Genomic DNA, 24,947 nt, shown 5'->3' with positions numbered 1-24,947 from the left:
TCACTGGCCCCAGTTTTCGACGTCGGGGGCGCCCATGTCGGTGTTCCAGTACCAGTGCGTGAGCGTGCCGTCGGTGGACCGGCCGTAGATGTTTTCCTGGCTGTCGGTGGCGAAACCGGTCGGGTCGGCGCCGAGGTTGCCGCCCCAGTTGTCGTGCTGGGGCAGGTTGTCCTCGGGGGTCCAGTACCAGTGGCCGAGCTGGTTGTCCGGCGTCCGGGCGAACACGTGCTGCTGGTCCTGCCAGACGTAGGCCACGGGGTTGCCCTGGATCTGCGCACCCAGCGGTTCGTCGACGACCTCCTCCGCCGGGGTCCAGTAGAAGTGCTTCAACGTCCCGTCGGTCCCGCGGGCGTACACGTGCTGCTGCTCGCCGAAGGCGTACCCCGTGGGGTCACCGGAAAGCGTGCTCGAACCCCAGATCCCGTAGCTGGGGTCGGCGTCGGTCGGGGTCCAGTACCAGTGGGCCAAGTGCCCGTCGGCGCTGCGGCCGAAGACGTGCTGCTGGTCGCCCCACACGTACGCCACCGGGTCACCGGCGACCGACTGCGTCTGGGTTTCCTCCACCGTTCCCGTGTCCGGGGTCCAGTACAGGTGCTTGAGCTTGCCGTCCGTGCCCCGGGCGAAGACGTGCTGCTGGTCGCCGAACGCGTAACCCGTCGGGTTGCCCGCGATGTCACCGGCGCCCCACTGCTCGAAGTTCGGGTCGGCATCCGTCGGGTACCAGTACCAGTGACCGATGGTGTTGTCGGTCAGCCGCGCGAAGACGTGCTGGGTGTCGCCGGAAACGAACGCGACCGGCTCGCCGGCCAGCGCCGCGGGGTAGGACTCGGACTCGATCGACTCACCCGCGTTGTACGAGTGCAGCAGCGAACCGTCCGCGCCCTTGGAGAACATGTGCTCCTGGGTGCCGTAGCGGTACGACGCCGAGGCGGCGATCCCTTCGTCGCCCATCGGGGCCGGCTGGCCGATGTCGTCGACGATGTTGCGGTAGCGCATCGGGGTGAACGTGCGGATGTAGGACTGCGCGGTCCACGCCCGCTCGACCGCCGGGTTGCCGTAGTCGAACTCCTCGCGGACGATCGGCTGCGTCTTCGCGGCGTCGTTCCAGGCGAGGAAGAGCGCGATGTGCCCGTCGCGCCACAGCGCGTCGCCGGGCAGCAGGTCCGCCCAGCCGATCGCGTCCATCCGCGTCGGGAGGCTGTAGGTGGTCAGGCTCGTGCTGAGGTTCCAGGCCATCGAAACGAACCCGGAGCAGTCCTGGCGGTAGGTGCCGTACTGGTTGGTGTGGTACGCGGACTGGCTGTACATCACGTGCTCGTCGATCCACGACCTCGATCTGGTCAGCACCTCGGACCGCGTAATCTGGCCGTTTTCGACCGAGGCCGTCGCACGCAGGCCGGCCTTCGGGTGGCTCGGCACGCCCGCCGTGCCTTCGTGCGGTAGCGCGCCCGGGTGAGCGGGGTCGTAGTACGCGGCCGCCGGGCCGAGCGGGTGGTCCTGTGCGAGCGCGGGAGTGGCACCGGCGATCGCGAGCGAGGTCAGCACGGCGGCCACGACGGCACCGGTGCGCTGGACGTTCATGGGGGTTCCTCCCGGGTGAACGCTCCGCCGTCTTCGGTGCGGCGGAGTCACCGGCAAACCGTGTCGCGGCAGGCTTCAAGTCCGCCCCAAAACCGCTTCAACGCGCGTTGCAGGCGACTTGGAGTCGACTTGGAGACCGGGCTTCCAGGCTGGGCCCATCGCCACGACCTGGAGGACACCATGACCCGCACCGCCACCCGGATCACCGTCGGCGGGCTCGGCGCGTTGATCAGCACGCTGGCCCTCGTCGCGCCCGCTTCGGCCGGGCAGCCGACGACCAGCGACCCGGGCACGAGCACCACGACCCAGGAAGAACAACGGTCGGCCGCGATGAGAGACGCGGCCGTCAAGGCCGGCTTCCAGGACGAGTACGTCGCCGCGGCCGGCCCCGCCGCGCAACGCGTCCGCGACGACTTCGACATCCCGGCCTCGGTGACCGCCGCCCAGTCCATCCTGGAGTCGGACTGGGGCCGCAGCACGCTCTCGGTCAACGACCGGAACTACTTCGGCTTCAAGTGCACCTCGCCGACCAGCCCCGGCCCGTTCGCGAAGGGCTGCGCGCCGTACCCGACCACCGAGTGCGTGCCGGCGCCGTGCCACACCGTCAACGCGTACTTCCGGTCCTACGACTCGATGGAGAACTCGTTCCGCGACTACGGCCGCCTCCTCACGACCAGCTCGTACTACTCGGACGCGCTCCCGTACCGCCACGACCCGGACGCCTTCATCCGCCAGGTGAGCAAGCACTACGCCACCGACCCGAACTACGCGAACAAGGTCATCTCGCTGATGAACACCTACGACCTCTACCGCTTCGACTCCGGCACGGCGCCCGGCGCGTCACTCGGCGACGAGGGGATCGCGGCGTCGGCGTCCTACCGGTACGGGACGCAGGAGCACATGTTCTCCCGCGGTTCCGACGGTGCCCTGCTGCACTCCTACAACGCCGGTGAGTCGATCGAATCCGAGTCCTACCCCGGCGCCCTCGCCGGCGAACCGGTCGCCTTCGTCGCGGGCGACACCCAGCACGTGTTCGCGCGGCTGACCGACAACACCATCGGCCACTGGTATTGGTACCCCACCGACGCCGACCCCAACTTCGAGCAGTGGGGCGCCGACGACATCGCCGGTAACCCCACCGGCTACGCCTTCGGCGACCAGCAGCACGTCTTCGCCCGCGGGACCGACGGCAAGCTCAAGCACCTCTACTGGACCCCGGACACCGGCATGGTCGAAGAAACCCAGGCCCAGAGCATCGCCGGCGACCCCGTCGCCTACGTCTGGGGCGACCAGCAGCACGTCTTCGGCCGCAGCACCGACGGACACTTGGCCCACTGGTACTGGACTCCCACCGACGCGGACCCCGACTACGGGATCTGGGGCTCCAGCACCCTGGCGGGTGACCCCACCGGATACGCCTTCGGCGAGCAGCAGCACGTCTTCGCCCGCGGGACGGACGGGACGTTGAAGCACTTCTACTGGACCCCGGCCGAAGACGTGATCGACGAGCCCCTCGGCGCCGCGATCCAGGGCAACCCGGTCGCCTACGTGTGGAACGACCAGCAGCACGTGTTCGCCCGGACGCCCGACAACCAGCTCGGCCACTGGTACTGGACCCCCGAAGACAACCTGCCCCAGCACGACAACTGGGGCGGCAACCTCGGCGCCAACCCGACCGGTTTCGCCACCGACACCCAGGAAAACATCTACGGCCGCGCCACCGACGGCACCCTGACCCACTGGTACTGGAACACCGACATGGGCGCCCCCGACGTCGAAAACTGGGGCCGATAAAGAGAAAGCGGGCCGTTCACGAATCGTGAACGGCCCGCTTCGGCTCAGCCGGTCAGAGGAAGAGCGCCTGCGCCGCGCTGAAGGTGCCATTGCTGTTCCACTTGCCGCCGCGGTCCTCGAGCGCACCGTTCTGGGCCGTGTGCCAGTAGAACAGGCCGGTGTTCGAGTTCCCGTAGTCGTAGCTGGCGATCACGTCCGCCCGGCCGTCACCGTCGATGTCCGGCGCGGTCCACTGCGACTTGGCCCACGCCCAGTTGCCCGCGCCGCTGGACCACTTGACGGCCGGGGCGTCGAAGCCGTCACCCGTCGCACGCCAGGTCGAGAACGTGGTGCTGGCGTTGCCGTTGTCGTAGGCCGCGCCGATGTCGGTGCGGCCGTCACCGTCGAAGTCGCCGGTCACGAAGCGCGCCTTGGCCGGGGTGAAGGCCGTGCCGTTCCACTTCACGCCCTTTTCGTCGAACTTGCCGGCCGCGTTCGCGGTCCAGAGGAACAGGTTCGCCGTGTTGTTGCGGTAGTCGTAGAAGGACGCGAGATCGGCGCGGCCGTCGCCGGTGAAGTCGCCGGCCACCCACGTCGACTGGGTGAGGCCCCAGGCGCCGGCGGGCGTGGTCCACTGGGTCACCGGGGCGTCGATCCCGGTCGCCGTGGCGTGCCAGGTGAGGAACGACATGCTGGCGTTGCCGTTGTCGTAGGCGGCACCGATGTCGGTGCGGCCGTCACCGTCGAAGTCGCCGGCCACGAACCGCGCCTTGCTCGGCGAGAAGTTCGCGCTGTCCCACTTGACGCCCTGCGCGTCGAACCCGCCGGCGACGTTGGCGTACCAGAGCCAGATCGTCGAGCTGTTGTTCAGGTAGTCGTAGACCATCGCGAAGTCGCTGCGACCGTCGCCGTTGAAGTCACCGGTCAGCCAGCGCGCCTGGGCGGCGTTCACCGCGCCGTTCCCGCTGTCCCACTTGAGCGCGGGCGAGCCGAGGATCGGGGACTCGACCGAGCCCGGGCCGAGCGAAGGCCAGACGTAGAGGCCGGTGCGCGCGTTCTTGAAGTCGTAGATCGCGCCGACGTCTTCCAGGCCGTCACCGGTGAAGTCGGTGCCCGTGGACAGCGGCGTCGTGGCCGAGACGACGGCCGACGGCGTACCGGCCGGGCCGGTCGCCGCGGTGGCGACCACCCGGTAGTACCGCGTCTGCTTCGCCGGCAGCTGCGTGTGGGTGAACGACAGCGACGACGTCGTGGTGAGCTGGTGGGCCGCGTCGACCGGGACGTCCGCGGTCGTCGAACCGTAGACGGCGTAACTGGCGTTGTCCGCCGCCGGCAACCCGGGCCAGCTCACGACGATCGTGTGCGCGACGCCCTTCGCGGCGGGGGTGACCACCGTCTGCCGGATCCAGGACACGACGTCGTCGGTCCGGGTCGCGGTGCTGCCCTGCCTGGTCTCGGTCTCGCCGAAGCAGCCGTGCTGCCAGGAAGCGCTGCTGACCCCGACCAGCTCGGCGCGGCCGGAGACCTCGCGGAACGCCGGGCCCCCGGCGTCACCGAGGCAGGTGTCCGCGCCGGCGTCGCCGGTGAGGCTCGCCGTGGTGGCGGTGTTCGCCCCGGCGGTGAAGACCGCGCTGTGCAGCTTGCCGGGCACCCACTCGGTGTCGGTGCGGCCGAAGCCCGCGACCCGCAGCTTCTCGCCCGCCGCGGGCGCCGTGGCCCCCAGCGAAATCGGGACGACATCGGTGACCGGCGCGGAAAGCCGCGCCAGCGCGAGGTCCCGCCCGGCGGCGAGCACCAAGCCGGAGACGCTGACGGCGTGCCCGGCGGTTCCGGTGAGGTCGGTCCGCCCGACGACGGCCGTGGTCGCCTTCGCCGGCACCCCGCCCTGCGGGTTCTCCGGGAAGCAACTGGCGGCCGTGGCGACCCAGTCCGGCGCGACGAGCACACCGCTGCAGGCACGACCGTCCATGGTGAGTTTGGCGGTGAAGCCGTAGGTCCCGTCAGCGGCGACCGAGCTGTTCGAAACGGCCGACGCCGGAACGGCGGCGAGCAGCCCGGTCAGCAGCAGCACACCACCGATCGCCGATCTGCCTGCCATGCGTGAACGATCCACAGAGAGCCCCCTCATCAGTTTCCGATCCTCGGGGCTCATCGCTAAAACGGAGACAGGTTTTTACCGCAGACGTCGGTGGCGCATATCACATTTTGGCTATTGACTGGCCCGCTGCGCAGGCTCTCGTTCCTCGTCGAACTCAATTCTCTTACTGTCGAAAACGTCCGTCCGGACAATTCGGTCATTTTCGAACGGACTAAAGCGCCCGGCGGCCCGAAAGCGCTCGCCCGAGGGTCAGCTCGTCGGCGAACTCGAGGTCGCCACCCATCGGGAGACCGGACGCCAGCCTCGTCACCGACAGGCCGGGGAAGTCCCGCAGCATGCGGACGAGGTACGTCGCCGTCGCCTCGCCCTCGGTGTTGGGGTCGGTCGCGATGATGATCTCGGTGATGTCCGCCTCGCCGATCCGCTTGAGCAGCTCACGCATCCGCAGCTGCTCCGGGCCGATGCCGGACAACGGGTCGAGCGCGCCGCCCAGGACGTGGTAGCGGCCCTTGAACTCACGCGTGCGCTCGACCGCGAGGACGTCCTTCGGCTCCTCGACCACGCAGATGACCGTGAGGTCGCGGCGCTCGTCGCGGCAGATGCGGCAGGTCGGCTGCTCGGAGACGTTGCCGCAGATCTCGCAGAACTGCACGCCTTCCTTGACCTTGCCGAGGACGTCCTGCAGCCGCGAGATGTCGGCCGGATCGGCGGCCAGCAGGTGGAACGCGATCCGCTGGGCGCTCTTCGGCCCGACCCCCGGCAGCCGCCCGAGCTCGTCGATCAGGTCCTGGACGACACCTTCGTACAAGTTCGTCAGCCGCCGAAGCCGAGGCTGCCGAGGTCGGGCATGCCGCCACCGCCGCCGAGCCCGCCGGCCAGCGGGCCGAGCTTCTGCTCGGTGAGCTTCTGCGCGCTCGCCGACGCGTCGCGCACCGCGGCGACGATCAGGTCGGACAGCGTCTCGACGTCGTCCGGGTCGACCACCTTGGGGTCGATCTGCAGGCCCTTGAGCTGGCTGTCGCCGGAGACGGTCGCGGTGACCAGCCCGCCGCCCGCGGTGCCGGTGACTTCGGTGTTGGCGAGCTCCTCCTGGGCCTCGACGAGCTTCTGCTGCATCTGCTGGGCCTGCTGCATCAGCTGGGAGATGTCGAAACCGCCGCCGGGTTGCACCATGATCGCACTCGGTCCTCTCTGCACGCCTGTGTCACCACCAGGGTAGTCGCGCCACGCGGGGTGCCGGGCTGTGGCACCGTGGTCGCCGTGCGACGCGCGATTGCCCCCCTGCTGCTGACCGGTGCCCTGCTGCTCACCGGCTGCTCCGAAGACACCCCGGCGGCTCCGGCGCCCGCTCCCGTCACCACGCGGACGGTCACGCCGACCCCGACGACGGTGACCCCTTCACCGGCGCCGTCCACGTCGGCGTCTTCGGTGGCACCCGCGCCGGGCAAGGTCGTGGTCCTCGATCCGGGGCACAACGGCGGCAACGCGTCCCACCCGGCGGAGATCAACCGCCAGGTGCCCGCCGGGCGCGGCCAGACCAAGCCGTGCAACACCACCGGCACCGCGACCAACGCGGGCTACCCCGAGCACGCGTTCACGTTCGACGTCGCCCGCCGGGTCGGGGACGCGTTGGCGGCCAAGGGAATCCGGGTCGTGTACACGCGACAGGACGATACGGGCGTCGGCCCCTGCGTCGACCGCCGAGCGGCGATCGGCAACGAGGCGAACGCGGACGCCGTCGTGTCGATCCACGCCGACGGCTCGACCGCGCCCGGCGCGAACGGCTTCCACGTCGCGTATTCGTCCCCGCCGTTGAACGCCGCACAGGGCGCGCCTTCCCTGCGCTTGGCGGAGGTCCTGCGCGACACGATGCGCACGGGCGGCTTCAGCACGTCGAACTACATCGGCGGCAACGGCCTGTCGGCCCGCTCGGACCTGGGCGGCCTCAACCTGTCGACCCTCCCGGCCGCGCTGGTGGAGTGCGGCAACATGCGCAACGCGGTGGAGGCGGCCCGGATGACGAGCGCGGACGGTCGCCAGCGCTTCGCGGCCTCGATCGCCGCGGCGATCGAGGCTTACCTGGCGTCTTGAGCCGCGATCGGTCCAGCGGCCGGGCGCCGAGGTGGTCCGGGTCCTGGTCCAGCGGCGGGGCCGGGCTGGCGTCCCGAGACGCGGTCAGTCCGGCGGCGGGGCGCCGAGGTGGTCCGGTCCTGATCCGGCAGCCGGGCCGGGCCGGCGCCCTGAGCCGCGGTCAGTCCAGCGGGCGAGCGCCCAGGTGGTCGGAGATGAGCTTGCGGGCCAGCTCGTCCGGGTCCTGGTCCGGCGGCGGGGCGCGCTGGCGTCCGGAGCCGCAGTTAGTCCAGCGGCCGGGCGCCCAGGTGATCCGGGTACTGGTCCGGCAGCCGGGCCGGGCCGGCGCCCTGAGCCGCGGTCAGTCCAGCGGGCGGGCGCCCAGGTGGTCGGAGATGAGCTTGCGGGCCAGCTCGTCCGGGTCCTGGTCCGGCGGCGGTGGGGGCGGCGGCGGGGCCGGGCTGGCGTCCTCGTTGTAGAGGTCCTCGTCGTCCTCGTCGGAGGGTTCCGGGGGCAGCGGGATGTCCGGTTCGCTCGTCGCGACCTTGGGCCGCGCGGGCGGTGGCGGCGGGGTCGCCGGCCGGGCCGGGGCTTCGGCGGGCGGGGCGGCCGCGGCGGATTGGCGCGTGAACGAACGCTCCGGCGCGGGCGCGGCCTGCTGAGCGCGGGCGGCGGGGGCCGCCGGTGCGCTGCCGTGGACGCAGCGGACCTGCCACTCGCCGCCGAGGACGTCGGTCAGCGCGCCGGCGATCTTGCGGGCGTTGTCCTGGTCGGAGAGGCGGCGCGACAGGGGCTCGGACTTGTGGGTGAGCGTGACGGCATGACCCTCGACGCTCGCCACGGTGGCCTGGGTCAGCATCGCTTCGAGGCTGCGCCCCCCGGTGAACTTGCGCAACGCGGTCATGAGCTGCGGCCAGATGTTCCGGATCGCGGCGGCGTCCATCGCACCCTCCGCCGCGGGCGCGGCTTGCGCGGCGACGGGAGCGGGTGCGGGTGCGGGTGCGGCTTCCGGGGCGGGCGTCCCGCCGCCGGGGGTGCGCGGGGTGCCCCAGCCACCGTCGGCGGACTGCGCCGCGCCGGACTCGGCCGCACGAGCACCTGAAGCCACACCAGCCGCGGGAGCGCCGGCAGCAGCACCAGCCACGGGAGCAGCAGGAGCAGCCGGACCAGCGGCGCCACCACCGGCCGCCGGGGCGGGCGTGCCACCACCGGGCGTGCGCGGGGCACCCCAGCCGCCGTCCGCGGACTGAGCTGCCGGAGCGGAGGCCCCAGCCGACGGAGCAGCAGCGCCCGAAGCCGCCGGAGCGCTCGTAGGTTCCGGGGCCGGCGGGCGCTGGACCGGCTCCGCCACCGGTGCCGGACCCGCCGACGCCGCGCGCTGCGAAGGACGTGAGAACTCCCGCTCGGACGCTCCCCGCAACGGCGGCTCGACGCCACCCTCCGCCGGGGGCACCTGGGCCGTCGCGCGGCGCTCCAGGCGTTCGATGCGGGCGAGCAGCGCCTTTTCCGCGTCCGTCACCGAAGGCAGCAGCATCCGGGCCGCCAGCAACTCCAGCACGAGCCGCGGGGAAGTCGCGCCGCGCATCTCCAGGAGTCCATTGTGGACGATGTCGGCGTAGCGCGACAGCGTGCCGAGGCCGATGCGCTCGGCCTGCGCCACCATCCGCGTCAGTTCCTCCTCGGGCGCGGACACCAGCCCGCCCGCGGAATCCGGGACCGCGCGCAGCAGCACCAGGTCGCGCAGCCGGTCGAGCAGGTCGGTGGCGAAGCGGCGCGGGTCGTGGCCGGCTTCCGCGAGCTTCTCGACCGTGCCGAACACCGTCGCGGCGTCCTCGGTCGACAGCGCGTCCACCATGTCGTCGATCAGCGCGACGTCGGTGACGCCCAGCAGCGCCACCGCGCGGCTGTACGACACGCCGTCGGGCCCGGCGCCGGCGAGCAGCTGGTCGAGCACCGACTGCGTGTCGCGCGCCGACCCGCCGCCCGCGCGGATGACCAGCGGGTACACCGACGGCTCGACCTCGACGCCCTCCGCGGCGATGTTGCGCTCCAGCAGGGCGCGCATCGAGCTCGGCGGGATCAGCCGGAACGGGTAGTGGTGCGTGCGCGAGCGGATGGTGGTCAGCACCTTGTCCGGCTCGGTCGTCGCGAAGATGAAGATGACGTGTTCCGGCGGCTCTTCCACGATCTTCAGCAGGGCGTTGAAGCCCTGCGTGGTGACCATGTGCGCCTCGTCGATGATGAACACGCGGTAGCGCGACTCGGCCGGCGCGTAGAACGCCTTGTCCCGCAGCTCACGAGCGTCGTCGACACCACCGTGGCTCGCCGCGTCCAGCTCCGTGACGTCGACGCTGCCCGGCCCCTCCGGCGCCAGCGCGCGGCACGAGTTGCACTCGCCGCACGGGTCGGGGGTCGGGCCCTTGGCGCAGTTCAGCGAGCGCGCCATGATGCGCGCGCTCGACGTCTTGCCGCAGCCGCGCGGGCCGGAGAACAGGTAGGCGTGGTTGATCCGCCCGGCGGACAACGCCGTGCGGAGGGGATCGGTCACATGCTCCTGACCGACGACCTCGGCGAAGGTCGCCGGACGGTACTTGCGGTACAGCGCGAGAGCCACGCCCGTGAATCTACCGTGACGCGAAGCGTCTCCGTTGAGGGCGGTGGCGGGGGCATGGATGGAGTACCGGGCACCACCGACAACCTTCGCCGTGCGGTCAGGGCAGCTGGGCCAGCAGCGCGTTCACCTTGGCGACGTGCTCCGCGGTGAAGGCGTCCCGCGCCCGCGCCTTCGCCAGCTCCCCGTCCAGGTACGGCTGCAGGAACGAGGCCGGGCCGTCGAGGACGCCCTGCGCGACCGCCTCGACCTCGGCGCCGTCCGACAGCGTCTGCGTCACCTTGACCCGCAGGTCGATCAGGTGGGCGGCGTACTGGCCGTGGGCCAGGAACTCGCGGACGTCGGCGACGGTGCCGTCCAGCGCCCGCTGGGCCGACGACTTCGTCGAGGGACCACCCGCGGCCATGATCTGGTTCACCTCGACGCGGTCGTCGGTGTCGCGGCCCGGGTAGTCCCCGGTGCGCAGCAGCGCGGCCACCGCCGAGTACGGCCCGGCCAGCGCGTCACGGGCCGCCTGACGCAGCCCCGGGCGCGCCTTCGCGTCGGCCGCGATCGCCGTAACGGCGGCGCGGTCGTCGGTCTCCTGCGCGGCCACGAGCCCGCTCCGCACGAAGGTGACGACGTCGTCGTCGGAGCCGCTCAGCGCCGCACGGGCCGCGTTCTTCACCGCGGCGCCGCCGTTGCGCAGCAGGTAGGCCGAGGCCCGGCGGCCGTTCGGCACGGTCAGTGCCGGGTCGGCCGCGTCGGCGAGCAGCTTGTCGTTGTCGGCCTTGGCCTGCGCCGCGCGGGCGGCGGCGTCACGGGCCTGCTGCTCCGCGTCGGCAGCCGCGCCGGCCGCGACCTGCGCGTCGTGCTGGGCCGCGTCCTGCTGGGCGGTGAGCCGGTCGGTGTTCGCCTGGCGCGCGTCCGAGGCGATCGTCGTGGCGCGGCTCCTGGCCAGCTGCACGCCGATGGCGCTGTGGTTGGCCGCGGCGGCCTTGCCGTAGTCGACCTGCGCCTGGACGGCGGCGAGCTCGGCGTCACCGTTCGCGGCGACCTGCCGCCAGAGGGAAAGGAAGTAGCGGACGTCGTCCGGGGTGCCGTCGAGCGCCGTCTGCGCGGCGGCCTTCACCTCGGGTCCGCCGGCCGCGAGGGCCTGGTCGGCGGTGATCCGCTCATCGGTCTCGCGCGCCTGCTGCAGGCCGGTCTCGAGGAAGGCGCGGACGTCGGCGGGCGTGCCGTCGAGCGCCTTCTGGGCGCGGGCGTTCACCGTCGGGCCGCCGGCGCTCATGGCCTGGCCGACCGCGATCCGGTCGTCCGCGATCCGCGCCTGGGCCAGTCCGGTGGCCAGGAAGGCCCGGATGTCCTCGACGCTGCCGTCCAGCGCCTGCTGGGCGGCGCGCTGGGTGGCCGGGCCGCCGGCGGCCATGGCCTGGTTGACCAGGACCCGGTCGTCGACGTCCTTCGCCTGGTACTGGCCGGCGGTCAGGAAGGTCTGCAGGTCGGCGGGTGAGCCGAGCAGCGCCGTCTCGGCGGCCCGGCTCACGCTGGGCCCGCCGGTCTCCAGCAGCGAGACGGCCTGGGCCCGGTCGGGCCGGACGTCCGCGGCGGCCGGCGTCGCCAGCGCGACGGCGGCGAGTGCCGCGACAACGATTACTGCGTTCGCACGCAAGGAAAAGCCCCCTCGATCGATGATCGTTCCGCTCACTTATCGCCGCGGCCGGCGGAATGTTTCCGATAACCTCGGACTTCGTGAGTCGCTCGCGAAAGACGGGGCCGGTGGCCGGGCGGTACCCGGTGCGCTTCGGGACGGCGGAGCTGATCCGCGACGCCGACCGCGGCAACGCCTGGCTGTTGTCGGTGGACGGGGTCGCGCAGTCGTACGTGGACCTCGACGCCCCGGCCACCCTGGAGTTCGACTACGTCCGGCGGTTCGGGGACGTGGTCGACCTGCTGCCGCCGGGGCCGGTCGACGCCCTGCACATCGGCGGCGCGGCGTGCACGCTCCCGCGGTACGTCGCGGCGACGCGGCCGGGTTCGCGGCAGCTGGTGTTCGACGCCGACGGCGAGCTGGTCGACCTGGTCCGCACCCAGCTGGGCCTGCGGATCCCTGGCTTGCGGGTCCGGATCACCGACGGCCGGACCGGCCTGGCGACCCGCCGCGAGGACACGGCGGACCTGGTGGTGGTCGACGCGTTCGAGCGCGCGACGCTGGCCGGCGGCCTGGCCACCCTGGAGGCGACCCGCGCGATCGCGGAAGTACTGCGCGCCCCGGGCGTCTACCTGGCCAACATCACGGACGGCTCGGGTCTCCCGTTCGCCCGCCGCTTCCTGGCGACGTTGCGGGAGGTCTTCCCGGAGGTGCTGGTGCTGTCGGACCCGGCGGTCCTGAAGGGCCGCCGCTACGGCAACCTGGTCTTCGCGGCCTCGGCGGCCCCGCTCCCCACGGCAGAACTCGACCGCCGAACGGCATCAGCGGCATTCCCGGCAAGGTGCGTCCACGGCCCCGAGCTGCACAAGCTGGCAGGCCGAGCGGCCCCACTCACAGACGCGGACCTCCCACCATCCCCCCAGCCCCCCAACGACGTCCTGGGCCTCTTCTAAAGCTCGTGAGTGTTAAGTCGGGTTCTAACCCGATTTAACACTCACGACCACCCGCAGCACCCCACCCACTCACCCACGCACGGGCAGGCGCCCAAAGCCACGGCAGACCCCCCAACCGGCGCACGAGGCACCGTGGGGGTCCGGGGGCTCGGCCCCCGGGCAAAAGGACGAAGTGCAGGCCCGGCGAAGGGGCGAAGCCCCGAGAGCCGGAGCCGAAAGGAAGCCGGAGCCGAAACGAAGGGGACCCCGCGCACCCGCCAGAGCCTGCTTATCCTTGCTGCCTTCCGGCCCTGGGGAGGTTCACAGGGTGGACGCCGCGCGGGGTCCGTGGATCAGTGTACCCACAGGCTCTCAGGCCCCTGCGCCCGCCTGGGCCCGAGCCTTCTTGAACGTGTTGTGCAGGACCGCCAGCAGGGCGTCCCGCACCGAGAGCTTCTGCCGCGCGTCGAACGTGATCAGCGGGACGTCCTCGCTGACCGCGAGGGCCCAGCGGATGTCCTCGAGGTTGTGCCCGAGCGAGCCGTCGAACATGTTCACCGCGACCACGAACGGCAGGCCCGCGTTCTCGAAGTAGTCGACGGCCGGGTAGCAGTCGTCCATCCGGCGGGTGTCCACGATCACCAGCGCGCCGAGCGCGCCGTGGACCAGGTCCTGCCACATGAAGCCGAAGCGGTCCTGGCCCGGGGTGCCGAACAGGTACAGCTTGACCTCGTCGTCGATCGTGATGCAGCCGAAGTCGAGCGCGACCGTCGTCGTGGTCTTGGCCGGCACGTGGCCGGTGCGGTCCACCGAAGCCGCCACCGACGTGATCGCCGCTTCGGTGGTCAGCGGCTTGATCTCCGAAATGGCGCCGACCGCCGTCGTCTTGCCGACGCCGAAGCCGCCCGCGATGACGATCTTGACCGGGGCCGGCGGGCGGGCCGCCGGTTCAGTGAATGGCTTCGAGTCCACGAATGACCCTTTCGATCATGCCGAGGTCGTGCTTGTTGTGGTTCCCCGGGCGCCGGACGACGACGTAGCCCAGCTCGGCGAGGTCGGCCACCAGGACGCGGGCGACGCCGATGTGGAGGCCGAGCATGGCGGCCACCTCGGCGACCGACATGGTGCTCCGGCAGAGGGAAACGATTTCCTGCCGCTCGAACGTGAGCTTCGGGTGCGACGCCGCACCCAAGCGGGACGTCATGACCTGAGCCTCGATTTCGAGGGTCTGGTCCACCGGCTGGGCTCGTCCCGAGGTCATCAGGTACGGCCGCAGCAGCGAGATGTCCGGCTCTTCGGTCATCACGCACCCACAGTGTTCTTGAGCTCCTCGATCAGGCCCGGCGTGAGGACTTCGGTGGCGCGGTTGGCGAACATCGCCATCTCGTAGGCGATCGTGCCGAGGCTCGCCTGCTTGTTCGCGAGGACGCCGAGGGAGCAGCCGATGCTGATGGTGCAGACCAGCAGGTACCCGTGCTCCAGCTCGATGATCACCTTGTCGGGCGAGCCGAGCGGGTGGCTCTCGGAGACGCCGTGCGCGAGACCGAGCATGGCGGAGGAGATGGCGGCGAGGCGGTCGGCGTTGGAGCGCTCGAGCTCCGACGACACCGCGATCAGCAAGCCGTCGGCGGAGACCGCGATGGCGGCTATCGCGCCCGCGGTGTGCTGCGCGAAGCGGCTCACCAGCCAGTTGAAGTTCTGGGCTTCGACACTGACTCCAGGTGCGGGGATGCTCATTTCCTGCTCTCTTCTCCTCGTTCCATCACACGACCGGCGACCACGCCTTGGGGCGGGCTGTCTGCCGTCACCACGTCCGCCTTGGCCAGGCCGGCGGCGAACGCGTCGAACGCCGCTCGCTCGGCCGCCGGGTCCCGCTTGCTGCGGTTGACGACGGCTCGGGCGATCGGCCGCCCCGCGGCGGCCTGCTGGCGCAGGCCGGGGGCGAGCTGGGCTCCGGGGACGCGGCGGACCAGGCCGTCCCGGGACGGCGGGGTCGCGGCGGCCGGCGCGGCGGCGCGCACCGCGCCACCGGGCATCGCCGAGTCCCCTGGTACGCGCACCGGCAGCGACGCGCCGTCACCGGGCGACGGAACGGGCGCGGTCGGCGGCTGGACGGCCGAGGTCACGACCGTCGGCGCGGCCAAAGCCGCACTTTCACGTGAAAGTGCTGACCTCGGGGCCGCACTTTCACGTGAAAGTGCGGGGTCGGTCTCCTCGGCGGCCTTGGCGAACGCGCTCTGGAAGCCGTCCATGGCGAGCTTGGTCGCGGCCGGGTCGTGGCGCGGCTTGCCGTCGACCGGCGGCGCCGTCGTGCCCGGGTCGGGCAGCTGGGCACCGCGGACACGGCGGCGCAGCCCGCCCCGGCTCTCCGGCTCGGGTTCGGCCGCGGGCGGCTCGGCGGGTTCGCTGTCCGGCCACACCGGTTCGAGCTGGTTGAACCAGCGGAAGCCGTTGCCGTGGCCCAGCAGGGCCGGGATCGCCGGCGCCGGCAGTTCGGCCGGGCGCGCCACCGGGCGCACCTCGTCCAAAGTGGACAGGTAGGACGCCGTGGCGGCCACCGCGGCGGCTTCGGCGGGACGCGGTTTCGGCGCGGGTGCCACCGGTGCCGGGATCGCCGGCACCGGCTCGGTCTTCGGGAGCAGCCCGGTGCGGTGGCTGAACAGCGACGGCGGGATGGTCAGCCGCGCGGTCACGCCGCCGGTGGTCGGCGTCGCGAGCAGCTCGACGCCCAGGTCGTGGCGCCGCGCCAGGCGGCCGACCACGAACAGGCCGAGCACACTGGTCGGCGCGAGCTCGAGGCGTTCGCGCTCGACGAGCCGCTTGTTCTCCTCGGCCATCTTCTCCGCGGTCATGCCGATGCCGTGGTCGACGACGTTCACCAGGCACGAGCCGTCGGCGAGGAGCATCGTGTCCACCTCGACCATCGACCCCGGCGGCGAGAACGACGTCGCGTTCTCCAGCAGTTCGGCGAACACCAGCACGAGGTCGGCGCCCAGCGCCGAGGACAGCAGGATTTCGGCGACGACGCCGAGCTTCACCCGCTGGTAGTCCTCGATTTCGGCGAGCGCGGAACGCAGCGCCGTCGACAGCTCGATCGGGCCGGCGATGCGGGTTTCGTCGCGGGTGCCCGAGACGACGAGCAGGTTGTCCGCGTTCCGGCGGAGGCGGGTGGAGAGGTGGTCGAGCCGGTAGAGGCTGGCCAGCAGCCGGGTGTCCTGCTCGTTGCGCTCGACCTCGTCGATCAGCGCCAGCTGGCGGCCGACGAGGTTCTGCGTGCGCTTGGCGACGTTCGCGAACATCAGGCCGGTGTTGCGCCGGGTGAGCGCCTGCCGTTCGACCAGCTCGGCCGCGGTGGTCTGGACCCGGTTGAACGCGGCGGCCAGCTTGCCGAGCTCGTCGCTCGAAACGACGTCGATGGTGGCCAGCCGCGGGACCTGCTCCTCGGCTTCCTCGGTGTCGGTCACGCGGACGAGCTCGGTGCCGGCGAGGTCGGCGACCGACGTCGCCGCGGTGGTCAGCCGCCGCAGCGGCTGCGCGATCGAGCGGGAGACCGCGACGGCGAGGAAGGCGACCAGCAGGAACAGCGCGCCCGCGCCGAGGCCGACCGTCCAGGCCAGCCGGGTGCCGGCGTCGGCTCGGCCGGTCGCCGCGTCGGCGATCTCGCCGGTGACCCGCTCCTGCACCAGTTTCCGCTGTCCCGCCTGGCTTTCCGACGCGCTGAGGACGTCGGCGACGTACTGGGTGGTCCCGGCCGCGTCACGCGGGTTGTCGATCTGCGCGGCGAGCTCGTTGATCCGGCGGCCCGCTTCGCTCTGGTCGACGTTGACGACCAGCGCGGACTGCGCGCTGTCGGCCTGCTGGACGAACCGGTCGGTGAAGATCGGCGACTGCTGGGTCGCGTCGTCCAAAATGGATCGACCGGCTTCCGGTGACACCGCCGTCACGATCAACGCCATGCCGCGCAACGAGTTCTCCTCGTTCGCGCGCAGCAGCGCTTCGAGCGCGGTCAGCTCCCGGGTGCCCTCGGCGTCACCGGAGAGCTGCGGGACGAGCCGTAGCGCGTCGATGACCGCGCCGATCACGGCGTGGTAGGTCCGGGCGACGCTGTCGAGCGCGACACCGCGGCGGTCGGCGTTCTGCCGGAGCTCGGCGAGCGAGCCGATCCGGGTCAGTGCGGCCGCCAGCTCGTCGGGCGCGCCGGAACCGAGCGACGAGCGCACGTTCTCGACCGCCGAGTCGACCGACTTCCGCTGCTGCACCATCTGGTCGGCGGGCATCGACGGCGTCGCGACGAAGGCGCCGGTCAGCAGCCGCTCGCGCTGCAGCTGCAGGACCAGCCCGCCGAGCTGCTGGGTGTAGCGCGCGACCGTCGCCGACTGCGTGGCCGCGCCGGCGCTTTCCGCCTGCGTCAGCACGAACGGCACCGACACCAGCACCACCGCGACCAGCGGTGGCAGGAGCAGCAGGTTCAGCTTGCCGCGAATGCCGAGCCGGGCGAGGAAACCCCCGCCGCCCGCCCGTTTCGCGGTCGCCCCGCCGTGCTTCATCCCGCCACCTTCCCGTCTTCCGTTCTCACTCGACCGCGGCCACCCGGCTCACGTGGCCCCGGTGCTGCTCCCGGACCAGGTCCTCGATCCGGGCGCGCAGCGCGAGGAACCGCGGTTCGCGCTTCACCGCCAGGTCGCGCTCGGCGGGCAGCTCCACCTCGACGTCGGCGGCGATCCGCCCCGGGTCGGAGGCGAGCACGACCACCCGGCCGCCGAGGAACACCGCTTCCTCGACGTCGTGGGTGACCATCAGCACCGTCGTGCCGGTGTCGGCCCACACCTGGCGGATCAGCACCTGCATGTCCTCTTTGGTCTGGACGTCCAGCGCGCCGAAGGGTTCGTCCAGAAGCAGCACATCGGGCTCGCACGCCAGCGCCCGCGCGATCGCGACGCGCTGCTTCTGGCCGCCGGAAAGCTGTTTCGGCAGCGACTTGCGGACGCCGTCGAGCCCGGTTTCGGCGAGGTACCAGTCGACGCGCTCGGCGCGCTCGGCCGCGTCGAGCGCCAGCAGCTCCAGTCCGAACGCGACGTTCTTCTCGACGTTGCGCCACGGGTAGAGCGCGCCGGACTGGAAGACCAGCCCGCGGTCCGGCCCGGGGCCGGTCACCGGGACGCCGTCGAGCACGATCTCGCCGCCGGTCGGCCGGTCGAGCCCGGCCACCAGCGACAGCAGCGTCGACTTGCCGGAGCCGCTCGCGCCGACGACGCAGACGAACTCGCCGCGCAGCACTTCGAGGTCCACGCCGTCGAGGGCACGGGTCACGCCGCCGCGGACGACGTAGTCCTTGGCGACGTTCCGCAGTTCCAGCGTCATGCCGCCCACTTCCCCACCTGCGTGCGCAACAGGCGCAGCAGGACGTCGATGACGAGCCCGGCGACCCCGATGACCACCAGCACCGCGAAGATCTTGTCCGTCTGCAGGAACCGCTGCGCGCGGACGATCCGGTAGCCGAGGCCGGCCGAGGAGTTGATCAGCTCGGCGACGACCACGAAGTTCCACGCCGCGGCGGCGTTGACCCGGATCGCGTCGATCATGCCCGGCAGCGAGTGCGGCACGACGACCTTGCGCAGCACCTCGCCGCGGCGCGCGCCGAGCGTGTAGGAGACGTCGAGGAGCGAGCCCGGCACGCCGCGGACGACGTCGGCGGTCATCAGCGTGTTGAAGAAGACCGTCCCGATGAAGAGGATGGCGATCTTCGACGGCTCGCCGAGGCCGAGCCAGATGATCAGCAGCGGGATGAACGCGCTCGCCGGCAGGTAGCGCAGCAGGCCGATCAGCGGCTCGAAGAACGCCTGCCCCGCGGCGAAGGTGCCCATCAGGATGCCGAGCGGCACCGAAACCAGCACGGCGAGGCCGAAGCCTTCGAGGACGCGCTGGGTGGTCGCCCAGAGGTCGCCGAAGAGCTCGCCGCTGCCCGCCATGTCGAGCCCGGCCTTGAGCACCGCGGCCGGGGACGGCAGGAACGTCGAGTCGACGGCGCCGCTGACGCTCAGCCCGACCCACGCGAGGAACGGGATCGCGAACGACAGCACCGCCAGCGTCCAGCGGGCGCCGGCGGAAATGGGCGTGCGCAGGGAGAACAGCGCCGAGGCCCGCCTCGGCGGGGTCCGGCGCGGCAGCGGGGTCCAGGCGGGACGGCCCCGCCTGGACTCCTGCGCTTCGGCGAGCCGCTGCTCGGCTTCCAGTGCCTCGGCGGCCCGCTCGTCCGCGGAGCTCGCCGAGGTCGTGCGCTGGGTCGGACCGGTCACTGCGGCGCGGCCTTGACGAACTGGTCGTCGAACAACCCGTCGAGCGACGGGCGCTGCTGGGCGAGCCCGGTGCTCACGATGAAGTCGATGATCTTGTTCGCCTGGAAGTCCAGGTGCTGCGCGGTGACGCCGGGGGTGAACGCGTCGAGGTTCTGCTGGCGCGTGAAGATCGTGGTGCCGGCGTCGTAGGACTTGTAGTCCGCGTCGGACACGCCGCCGCGCTTGGCCATGATCCCGACGGCCGCGTCCTTGTTGTTCTTGATCCAGGTCAGCGTCTCGAACCAGGTGTTGACCAGCGCCTGTACGTCCTTCGGGTGCTCCTTGACCAGCTTCTGCGACGTGACGAGGTGGTCCGGGATGGCGCCGGGGAACTCCGCCGACGTCGAGATCGCGCGGCTGCCCGGGCGCTCGAGGGCCTTGGAGGTGAACGGCGCGAACGCGCCCACCGCGTCGACCTGGCCGGCGACGAACGCGGCCGCGGCGGCGTCGGTCGGCAGGTTGACGAGCTGGATGTCCTTTTCGGTCAGCTTCGCCGCCTGGAGCGCGAGGAGCAGCAGGTAGTGGTCGACCGTCCCCTGCTCGACCGCGACCTTCTTGCCCCGCAGGTCCGCGATGGCGTTGATCCCGTCCCGCGCGATGATCTTGTCGTTGCCGGTGGAGTTGTCGTTCACCAGCACGATCGACAGCTTGGCGCCGCCGGAGGCCGAGGACAGCGTGTCGTTGAGGGTCTGGCTGTTGGCGTCGATGGCACCGCTGGAGAGGGCGTTGATGCTGTCGGTGTAGTTGTCGAAGTACTTGAGGTCGACGTTCACGCCGTTCTTGGCGAACAGGCCCTGTTCCTGCGCCACCTGCCAGGGGAACCAGCCCGGCCAGGCGCTGAACCCGAGCGTGATCTTGCCGCCGCTGCCCGAGGCGGAACTGTCGCTGCACCCGGAAAGCGCGGTGACTCCCGCGAGGGTGAGCACGGTGAGGAGCACCGTCAGGAGACGGGGTCGAGGACGGGAAATCACAACGAACTCCAGAGTGCGGGGGAAGTGGAGTGGTGCCGTACCTAAAGGGTGAATTGCGGTGCTCGGGACTACGGGTCGTGACGACGAGGAGGCGGGTAAGGCCGAGCTGCGCCACCGCGCACGGTCATCGCTGCTCTCTTCCAGCCGCACCTGATCGGGTCATAGCGAGAGAACGCGAGACAAGGATTACCCACGACACTGTGAACGCAGCACTGAGCGTGCCAGGTCAGCCACCCCTTGTCCCTCTCCCGGCGGACACCCTAGCGAGTAGCACAAGATCCACACAACGCCCCAGTAGTGCATCCGAACGAGTGACCATCAACCGTGTCAACCAGCAACATCGACCTTTTCGACGACCAGTTTCGGGCCGGTTTCTGTCGGCCGCCCGGCCAAGATCGGGGAGTCGGCCCGTGCAATTGCACGGGCAGTAGTCCTCGGGCGTTACCACTCGGGACCTTGATCACCGAGCGCTATCTCGCGCCGGCGAACACACGTTCGCCGTGTCCCACTCACCGAGACGCGGGTCGAACATGTGTGCGGCTCCGCCGATACCGCATCGGTCTCGGATCCGCGAATGTTTCTCCGGTCGTTAACACGATCGAAACACGGTTCCGCATTTCTATCAATTGATAGATTTAGTCAGGTCGTAAACGGTCGTGCCGCCGACGGTGACCGGCGCGAAGTTCTGCTCGACCCAGGACTGGATCTCACCGGCGGTCCCGCGGCCGCCCCCGAAGCCGCCGCGCCCGCCCGCGACGTAGTAGTGGACGTCGCCGCTCGCGACGTACCGCTGGAACTGCTCGAGCGTCGGCGCGGGGTCGCTGCCGCTGAAGCCGCCGATGGCGAGCACCGGCCGTCCGCTCGCGAGCGCCAGCCCGGCCGATTCCATCGCCCCGCTCTGCGCCGCGGCCCACTTCGTCGTCGTGCCCTTCAGCAGGTCGATCACCGCGGTGTCGGCCTGGCCGCCGCCGAAGCCCCGCGCCCCGCCGCCGAACCCGCGTCCGCTCGCCGCGGCCGGGCCGGACGACGGCGTGCCGCCCGAGTGCGCCGTCGCTGCCGTGGCCAGCGTGAAGGCCGTCGTCCCGAGCAGCGCGCCGCAGAGGCCGAGCACGGCCACGACCGGGCCGAGCCGCCGGAGCCGGTCGGCGCCGAAGAGCAGCGCGAGCACGGCGGCCGCGCTCAGCACGAGCAGCGCGTAGCGCAGCCACGGCTGCCAGTCCGGCGTCCGCGCGAGGAGCACGAAGCCCCAGACCGCGGTCACCGCGAGCATGACGGCGAGCACCGCGCGAGCCGCGAAGTTCGCCCGGCCGCGCCACAGCTCCCGCGAGGAAATCCCCAGCGTGGCGGCGATCCCCGGCGCCAGCGCGACCGTGTAGTAGGGGTGGATGATCCCGCTCATGTAGCTGAACACCAGCGCGGTGACGACCAGCCAGCCACCCCACAGCAGCAGCGCCGCCCGCGTCCGGTCGGTGCGCGGCGCGCGGCGCGTGAACCACAGGCCGGCGGCCAGCCCGATGACCGCGGCGGGCAGCAGCCACGACGCCTCGCCGCCGAACTCGCCGCTGAACAACCGCGTCAGCCCGGTCTCACCCCCGAAACCGCCGCCGAAGCCGCCACCCGCCGGTGGCGTGAACGTCCCGCCACCGCCGCCACCGCGGCCTTCGCCGAAGATCCGGCCGAGGCCGTTGTAGCCGAACGCCAGTTCCAGCACGGTGTTGTCGGTCGACCCGCTGATGTAGGGCCGGTCGGCGGCCGGCCACACCGCGACGACCGCGATCCACCAGCCGGCGGAGACGAGCACCACCCCCGCCGCGGCGAGCAGCTGCCAGATCCGCCGCCCGAGCGACGTCGGCGCCGCGACGGCGTAGGCGAGCACGAACGCAGGCAGCACGAGGAACGCCTGCAGCATCTTGTCGAGGAAGCCGAACCCGACCGCGACCCCGGCGAGCAGCAGCCACCCCGTGCTCCCGCGCTCGAGGGCGCGCACCACGCAGTACGCACCGGCGACGAGCAGCAGCACGAGGAAGGCGTCGGGGTTGTCGTACCGGAACATGAGCGCGGCGACCGGCGTCAGCGCGAGCCCGGCCCCGGCCAGCAACCCGGCCCCCGGCCCGGAAAGCCGCCGCACGGCGAGGTGGAGCAGGCCCACCGACGCGACGCCGGCGAGCGCGTTCGGGACGAGCAGGCTCCAGCTGGAGAAGCCGAAGAGCCGCCCGGACAACCCCATGACCCACAGCGAGAACGGCGGTTTGTCGACGGTGACGACGTTGCCGGGGTCGAGCGAACCGAAGAACAACGCCTTCCAGCTCCACGTGCCGGCCTGCGCGGCCATCGCGTAGAAGTCGTTGGCCCAGCCGGTTTTCGCCAGGTCCCACAGGTAGAGCAGGCCGGTCCCGAGCAGCAAGGCGGCCACGGAAGGCTTGACCCACCGCGGTTCCCGGGCGGCCGGCGGAACGGGCTGGGCGTGCGCGGGCGCCGTCAGCGTGGTCGTCATGGTCCCGACCGTGTCGCCACCGCATGTGGTGAACTTGTGCCGAAGCTGTGAGCGCGCTGTGCATCCGGCCTCGTGAGTGTTCAGGGCGGTTCTAACCCGCCTTATCACTCACGAGGGCGAGGGTGCCGCCGGGAACGTGATCTCGAACTCCGTGCGTCCCGGCCGGCTCCGCACCCCGACCCGGCCGCCGTGCGCGCCGACCACCGCGGCCACGATCGCCAGCCCGAGACCCGTGCTCCCCGCGGCCCTGGACCGCGAATTATCGCCGCGGGCGAAGCGCTCGAAGACGTCCGGGAGGACGTCCGGCGGGATGCCGGGGCCGTCGTCGGCCACGTGGAGGCGGACCGTTCCGTCCGAAGTGGACAAAGCGGTGGTCACCGTCGTGCCCGCCGGGGTGTGCGTGCGCGCGTTGGCCAGCACGTTGATCACCACCTGGTGCAGCTGACCCGCGTCGCCGAGGACGCCGATCGGCTCGCCGGGGACGTCCATCAGCCACTTGTGGTCCGGGCCCGCGACGTGCGCGTCCGCGACCGCGTCGGCCACCAGCCGGCACAGGTCCACCCACTCGTGCACCACCGGCCGGCCGGAGTCGAGGCGCGCGAGCAGCAGCAGGTCCTCGACCAGCGTCGTCATCCGGCGCGACTCCGACTCGACGCGGCTCATCGCGAAGGCGACGTCCGGCGGCACCTGCTCGCCGCTGCGGCGGGTCAGCTCGGCGTACCCGCGGATCGCGGCCAGCGGCGTGCGCAGTTCGTGGCTCGCGTCCGCGACGAACTGGCGGACGCGGTTCTCGCTCGCGTGCCGCGCGGTGAGCGCGTTCGCGACGTGCTGCAGCATCCGGTTCAGCGCCGAGCCGACCTTGCCGACCTCGGTGCCCGGGTCGGTGTCGGCGTCCGGGACGCGTTCCGACAGCGCGACTTCGCCGCGGTCCAGCGGCAGCTCCGACACCCGCGTCGCGGTCGCGGCCAGCCGGTCGAGCGGCTTCATCGTGCGCCGGATCGTCGCCGCGCCGACCGCGCCCGCCACCAGGATCCCGGCGAGCGCGACGCCACCGAGGATGAACCCGAGCCGCCACAGCGTTTCGTTGACGTCCTTGAGCGGCAGGCCGATGACCGTGCGCTGGCCGCCCGGCGACGTCGACGAGACGACCCGGTACGGCCCGAGGTTGCCACCGAGGTCGATGCTGTGCGGCTTCCCGTCCGACGGCAGCGCGAGCAGCGTCAGCGCCTGCTCCACCGGCATGCCCCGGAACGGCGCCTTGCGCTTCAACGGCGAACCGACGCTCGAGTCGAGCACGCCCGCCGTGTACCCGGAGCCGTTCTGGACCACCGCGAGCGTGCCGTCGCCCTGGCCCAGCACGCGCAGCGGGTCCGGCGGCGGTGCCTCGCCGTAGGGCCACGGCCCCGGCTCGCCGCGGCCGTGCGTCGCGCGGTCGGTGGCGGCCGCGAGCCGCTCGTCCTGCTGGCGCACCAGGAACTCGCTCAGCGCGAACTCCGTCACGACGCCGACGACCAGGCACACCAGCGCGAGCAGGGCGGCGAGCTGGACGATCAGCCGCCGGCGCAGCGACCACGGCCGGCGCGCGCGCTTCGGTTCAGCCCGCTGGCTTGAGGACATACCCGGCGCCCCGCATGGTGTGGATCATCGGCTCGCGGTCGGCGTCGATCTTCTTGCGCAGGTAGGAGATGTAGAGCTCGACGATGTTGGCCTGGCCGCCGAAGTCGTAGCTCCAGACGCGGTCCAGGATCTGGGCCTTCGACAGCACCCGCTTGGGGTTGCGCATGAGGTAGCGCAGCAGCTCGAACTCGGTCGCGGTCAGCGGCACCAGGTCGCCGCCGCGGTGCACTTCGCGGCTGTCCTCGTCCAGGGTGAGGTCGCCGACGACCAGCTGCGACCCGCTCGCGCCGGTGACCCCGCCCGCGCGGCGCAGCAGCGCGCGCAGCCGCAGGGCGACCTCTTCGAGGCTGAAGGGCTTGGTGACGTAGTCGTCGCCGCCCGCGGTGAGCCCGGCGATGCGGTCCTCGACCGCGTCCTTCGCCGTCAGGAACAGCACCGGCAGGTTCGGCGCCTCGGACCGCATGCGCCGCAGCACCTCGAGGCCGCTGAAGTCGGGGAGCATCACGTCCAGGACGACGGCGTCGGGGCGGAAGTCGCGCGCGATCCGGACGGCCTCCGTGCCGTCGCCCGCGCTGCGCACCTCCCAGCCCTCCATCCGCAGGGCCATCGACACGAGCTCGGCCAGCGTCGACTCGTCGTCGACGACGAGCACCCGCACGGGACTGCCGTCGGCCCGGCGCAGGTCGGCCTTGCCAGGGCCCGGTGACGTGGCGTTCATAGCGGTCATGGTGCCACCTTCCCGGCCCACCGTCGGTGTTCGCTGTGCACTCGCTGTGCGTTCCCTGTGAGAGTTCGCCCGGTCGAGGCACAGCACCCGCTGACGCCCCGCACAGCT

General features: G+C 71.7%; 19 protein-coding genes and 1 other RNA gene. 3 read left to right on the top strand and 17 right to left on the bottom strand.

From position 1 onward, the window contains the following. Complete coding sequence (locus SD460_RS08715; RefSeq protein WP_318306046.1) at window positions 1-1,581, bottom strand: DUF8189 domain-containing protein; 1,581 nt, start codon at window positions 1,579-1,581, stop codon at window positions 1-3. A gap of 180 nt (window positions 1,582-1,761) precedes the next feature. Here SD460_RS08715 and SD460_RS08710 point away from each other — a divergent pair, with 180 nt between their 5' ends. Next, entirely contained in the window at window positions 1,762-3,375 is a 1,614-nt protein-coding gene (locus tag SD460_RS08710) for a glucosaminidase domain-containing protein (RefSeq protein ID WP_318306045.1), read from the top strand. A 52-nt stretch (window positions 3,376-3,427) separates the two neighbouring features. Here the strand turns inward: SD460_RS08710 and SD460_RS08705 are convergent, their stop codons facing one another. The 3 genes from SD460_RS08705 to SD460_RS08695 all read right to left on the bottom strand — a co-directional run bounded on the left by SD460_RS08705 (window position 3,428) and on the right by SD460_RS08695 (window position 6,625). Continuing rightward, window positions 3,428-5,452: a trypsin-like serine protease gene (locus SD460_RS08705; protein ID WP_318306044.1), complete on the bottom strand. Its 2,025-nt coding sequence runs from the start codon at window positions 5,450-5,452 to the stop codon at window positions 3,428-3,430. A gap of 211 nt (window positions 5,453-5,663) precedes the next feature. Further along, window positions 5,664-6,260 (bottom strand): recombination mediator RecR, encoded by a 597-nt coding sequence (gene recR, locus SD460_RS08700; RefSeq protein WP_290062778.1) that lies wholly within the window; start codon window positions 6,258-6,260, stop codon window positions 5,664-5,666. A gap of 5 nt (window positions 6,261-6,265) precedes the next feature. Further along, window positions 6,266-6,625, bottom strand: a complete 360-nt coding sequence (locus tag SD460_RS08695; protein WP_290062777.1) for a YbaB/EbfC family nucleoid-associated protein — start codon at window positions 6,623-6,625, stop codon at window positions 6,266-6,268. Between the two features lie 78 nt (window positions 6,626-6,703). Between SD460_RS08695 and SD460_RS08690 the strand changes: the two genes are divergently transcribed. After that, on the top strand, window positions 6,704-7,543 hold the full coding sequence (locus SD460_RS08690; RefSeq protein WP_290062776.1) for an N-acetylmuramoyl-L-alanine amidase: 840 nt from the start codon (window positions 6,704-6,706) through the stop codon (window positions 7,541-7,543). A 340-nt stretch (window positions 7,544-7,883) separates the two neighbouring features. On the opposite strand, the gene SD460_RS08685 is transcribed toward SD460_RS08690, so the two are convergent. Both SD460_RS08685 and SD460_RS08680 read right to left on the bottom strand, forming a co-directional pair. Further along, window positions 7,884-10,136, bottom strand: a complete 2,253-nt coding sequence (locus tag SD460_RS08685; RefSeq protein WP_318306043.1) for a DNA polymerase III subunit gamma and tau — start codon at window positions 10,134-10,136, stop codon at window positions 7,884-7,886. Between the two features lie 97 nt (window positions 10,137-10,233). Further along, entirely contained in the window at window positions 10,234-11,784 is a 1,551-nt protein-coding gene (locus SD460_RS08680) for an ALF repeat-containing protein (protein ID WP_290062732.1), read from the bottom strand. A gap of 56 nt (window positions 11,785-11,840) precedes the next feature. On the opposite strand from SD460_RS08680, the gene SD460_RS08675 reads away from it, so the two are divergent. Next, window positions 11,841-12,716, top strand: coding sequence for a spermidine synthase (locus SD460_RS08675; RefSeq protein WP_290062731.1), 876 nt, complete (start codon window positions 11,841-11,843; stop codon window positions 12,714-12,716). Between the two features lie 235 nt (window positions 12,717-12,951). Here SD460_RS08675 and ffs read toward each other — a convergent pair. The 11 genes from ffs to SD460_RS08620 all read right to left on the bottom strand — a co-directional run bounded on the left by ffs (window position 12,952) and on the right by SD460_RS08620 (window position 24,839). Beyond that, an RNA gene (gene ffs, locus SD460_RS08670) (signal recognition particle sRNA small type) lies at window positions 12,952-13,046 on the bottom strand. Between the two features lie 21 nt (window positions 13,047-13,067). Then, a complete protein-coding gene (locus SD460_RS08665; RefSeq protein WP_290062184.1) occupies window positions 13,068-13,667 on the bottom strand; it encodes a GTP-binding protein in 600 nt (199 codons plus the stop codon). Continuing rightward, entirely contained in the window at window positions 13,645-13,998 is a 354-nt protein-coding gene (locus tag SD460_RS08660; RefSeq protein ID WP_125309813.1) for a DUF742 domain-containing protein, read from the bottom strand. The genes SD460_RS08665 and SD460_RS08660 overlap by 23 nt, the downstream gene beginning before the upstream one ends. Further along, window positions 13,998-14,432, bottom strand: a complete 435-nt coding sequence (locus tag SD460_RS08655) for a roadblock/LC7 domain-containing protein (RefSeq protein ID WP_086861817.1) — start codon at window positions 14,430-14,432, stop codon at window positions 13,998-14,000. Before SD460_RS08655 ends, SD460_RS08660 begins: the two co-directional genes overlap by 1 nt. Continuing rightward, on the bottom strand, window positions 14,429-17,242 hold the full coding sequence (locus SD460_RS08650; RefSeq protein ID WP_318306042.1) for a sensor histidine kinase: 2,814 nt from the start codon (window positions 17,240-17,242) through the stop codon (window positions 14,429-14,431). Before SD460_RS08650 ends, SD460_RS08655 begins: the two co-directional genes overlap by 4 nt. A 25-nt stretch (window positions 17,243-17,267) precedes the next feature. Beyond that, entirely contained in the window at window positions 17,268-18,056 is a 789-nt protein-coding gene (locus SD460_RS08645; protein WP_290062458.1) for an ABC transporter ATP-binding protein, read from the bottom strand. After that, window positions 18,053-18,991: an ABC transporter permease gene (locus tag SD460_RS08640; protein ID WP_318306041.1), complete on the bottom strand. Its 939-nt coding sequence runs from the start codon at window positions 18,989-18,991 to the stop codon at window positions 18,053-18,055. The genes SD460_RS08645 and SD460_RS08640 overlap by 4 nt, the downstream gene beginning before the upstream one ends. Further along, window positions 18,988-20,001, bottom strand: a complete 1,014-nt coding sequence (locus tag SD460_RS08635) for an ABC transporter substrate-binding protein (protein WP_318306040.1) — start codon at window positions 19,999-20,001, stop codon at window positions 18,988-18,990. Before SD460_RS08635 ends, SD460_RS08640 begins: the two co-directional genes overlap by 4 nt. Window positions 20,002-20,623: 622 nt before the next feature. Beyond that, complete coding sequence (locus tag SD460_RS08630; protein WP_318306039.1) at window positions 20,624-22,495, bottom strand: glycosyltransferase family 39 protein; 1,872 nt, start codon at window positions 22,493-22,495, stop codon at window positions 20,624-20,626. Between the two features lie 108 nt (window positions 22,496-22,603). Continuing rightward, on the bottom strand, window positions 22,604-24,112 hold the full coding sequence (locus SD460_RS08625; protein WP_290062707.1) for a sensor histidine kinase: 1,509 nt from the start codon (window positions 24,110-24,112) through the stop codon (window positions 22,604-22,606). After that, window positions 24,090-24,839 carry a response regulator transcription factor gene (locus SD460_RS08620; RefSeq protein ID WP_281506212.1) on the bottom strand — a complete coding sequence of 250 codons (750 nt, stop codon included), beginning with the start codon at window positions 24,837-24,839 and terminating at the stop codon, window positions 24,090-24,092. The genes SD460_RS08625 and SD460_RS08620 overlap by 23 nt, the downstream gene beginning before the upstream one ends. Window positions 24,840-24,947 lie beyond the last annotated feature (108 nt).

It is taken from the genome of Amycolatopsis solani (assembly GCF_033441515.1).
GTDB classification, from domain to species: Bacteria; Actinomycetota; Actinomycetes; order Mycobacteriales; family Pseudonocardiaceae; genus Amycolatopsis; species Amycolatopsis solani.
The sequence above is the reverse complement of the archived record's forward strand: the minus strand, read 5'-3'. Positions and strand labels throughout refer to the sequence as shown.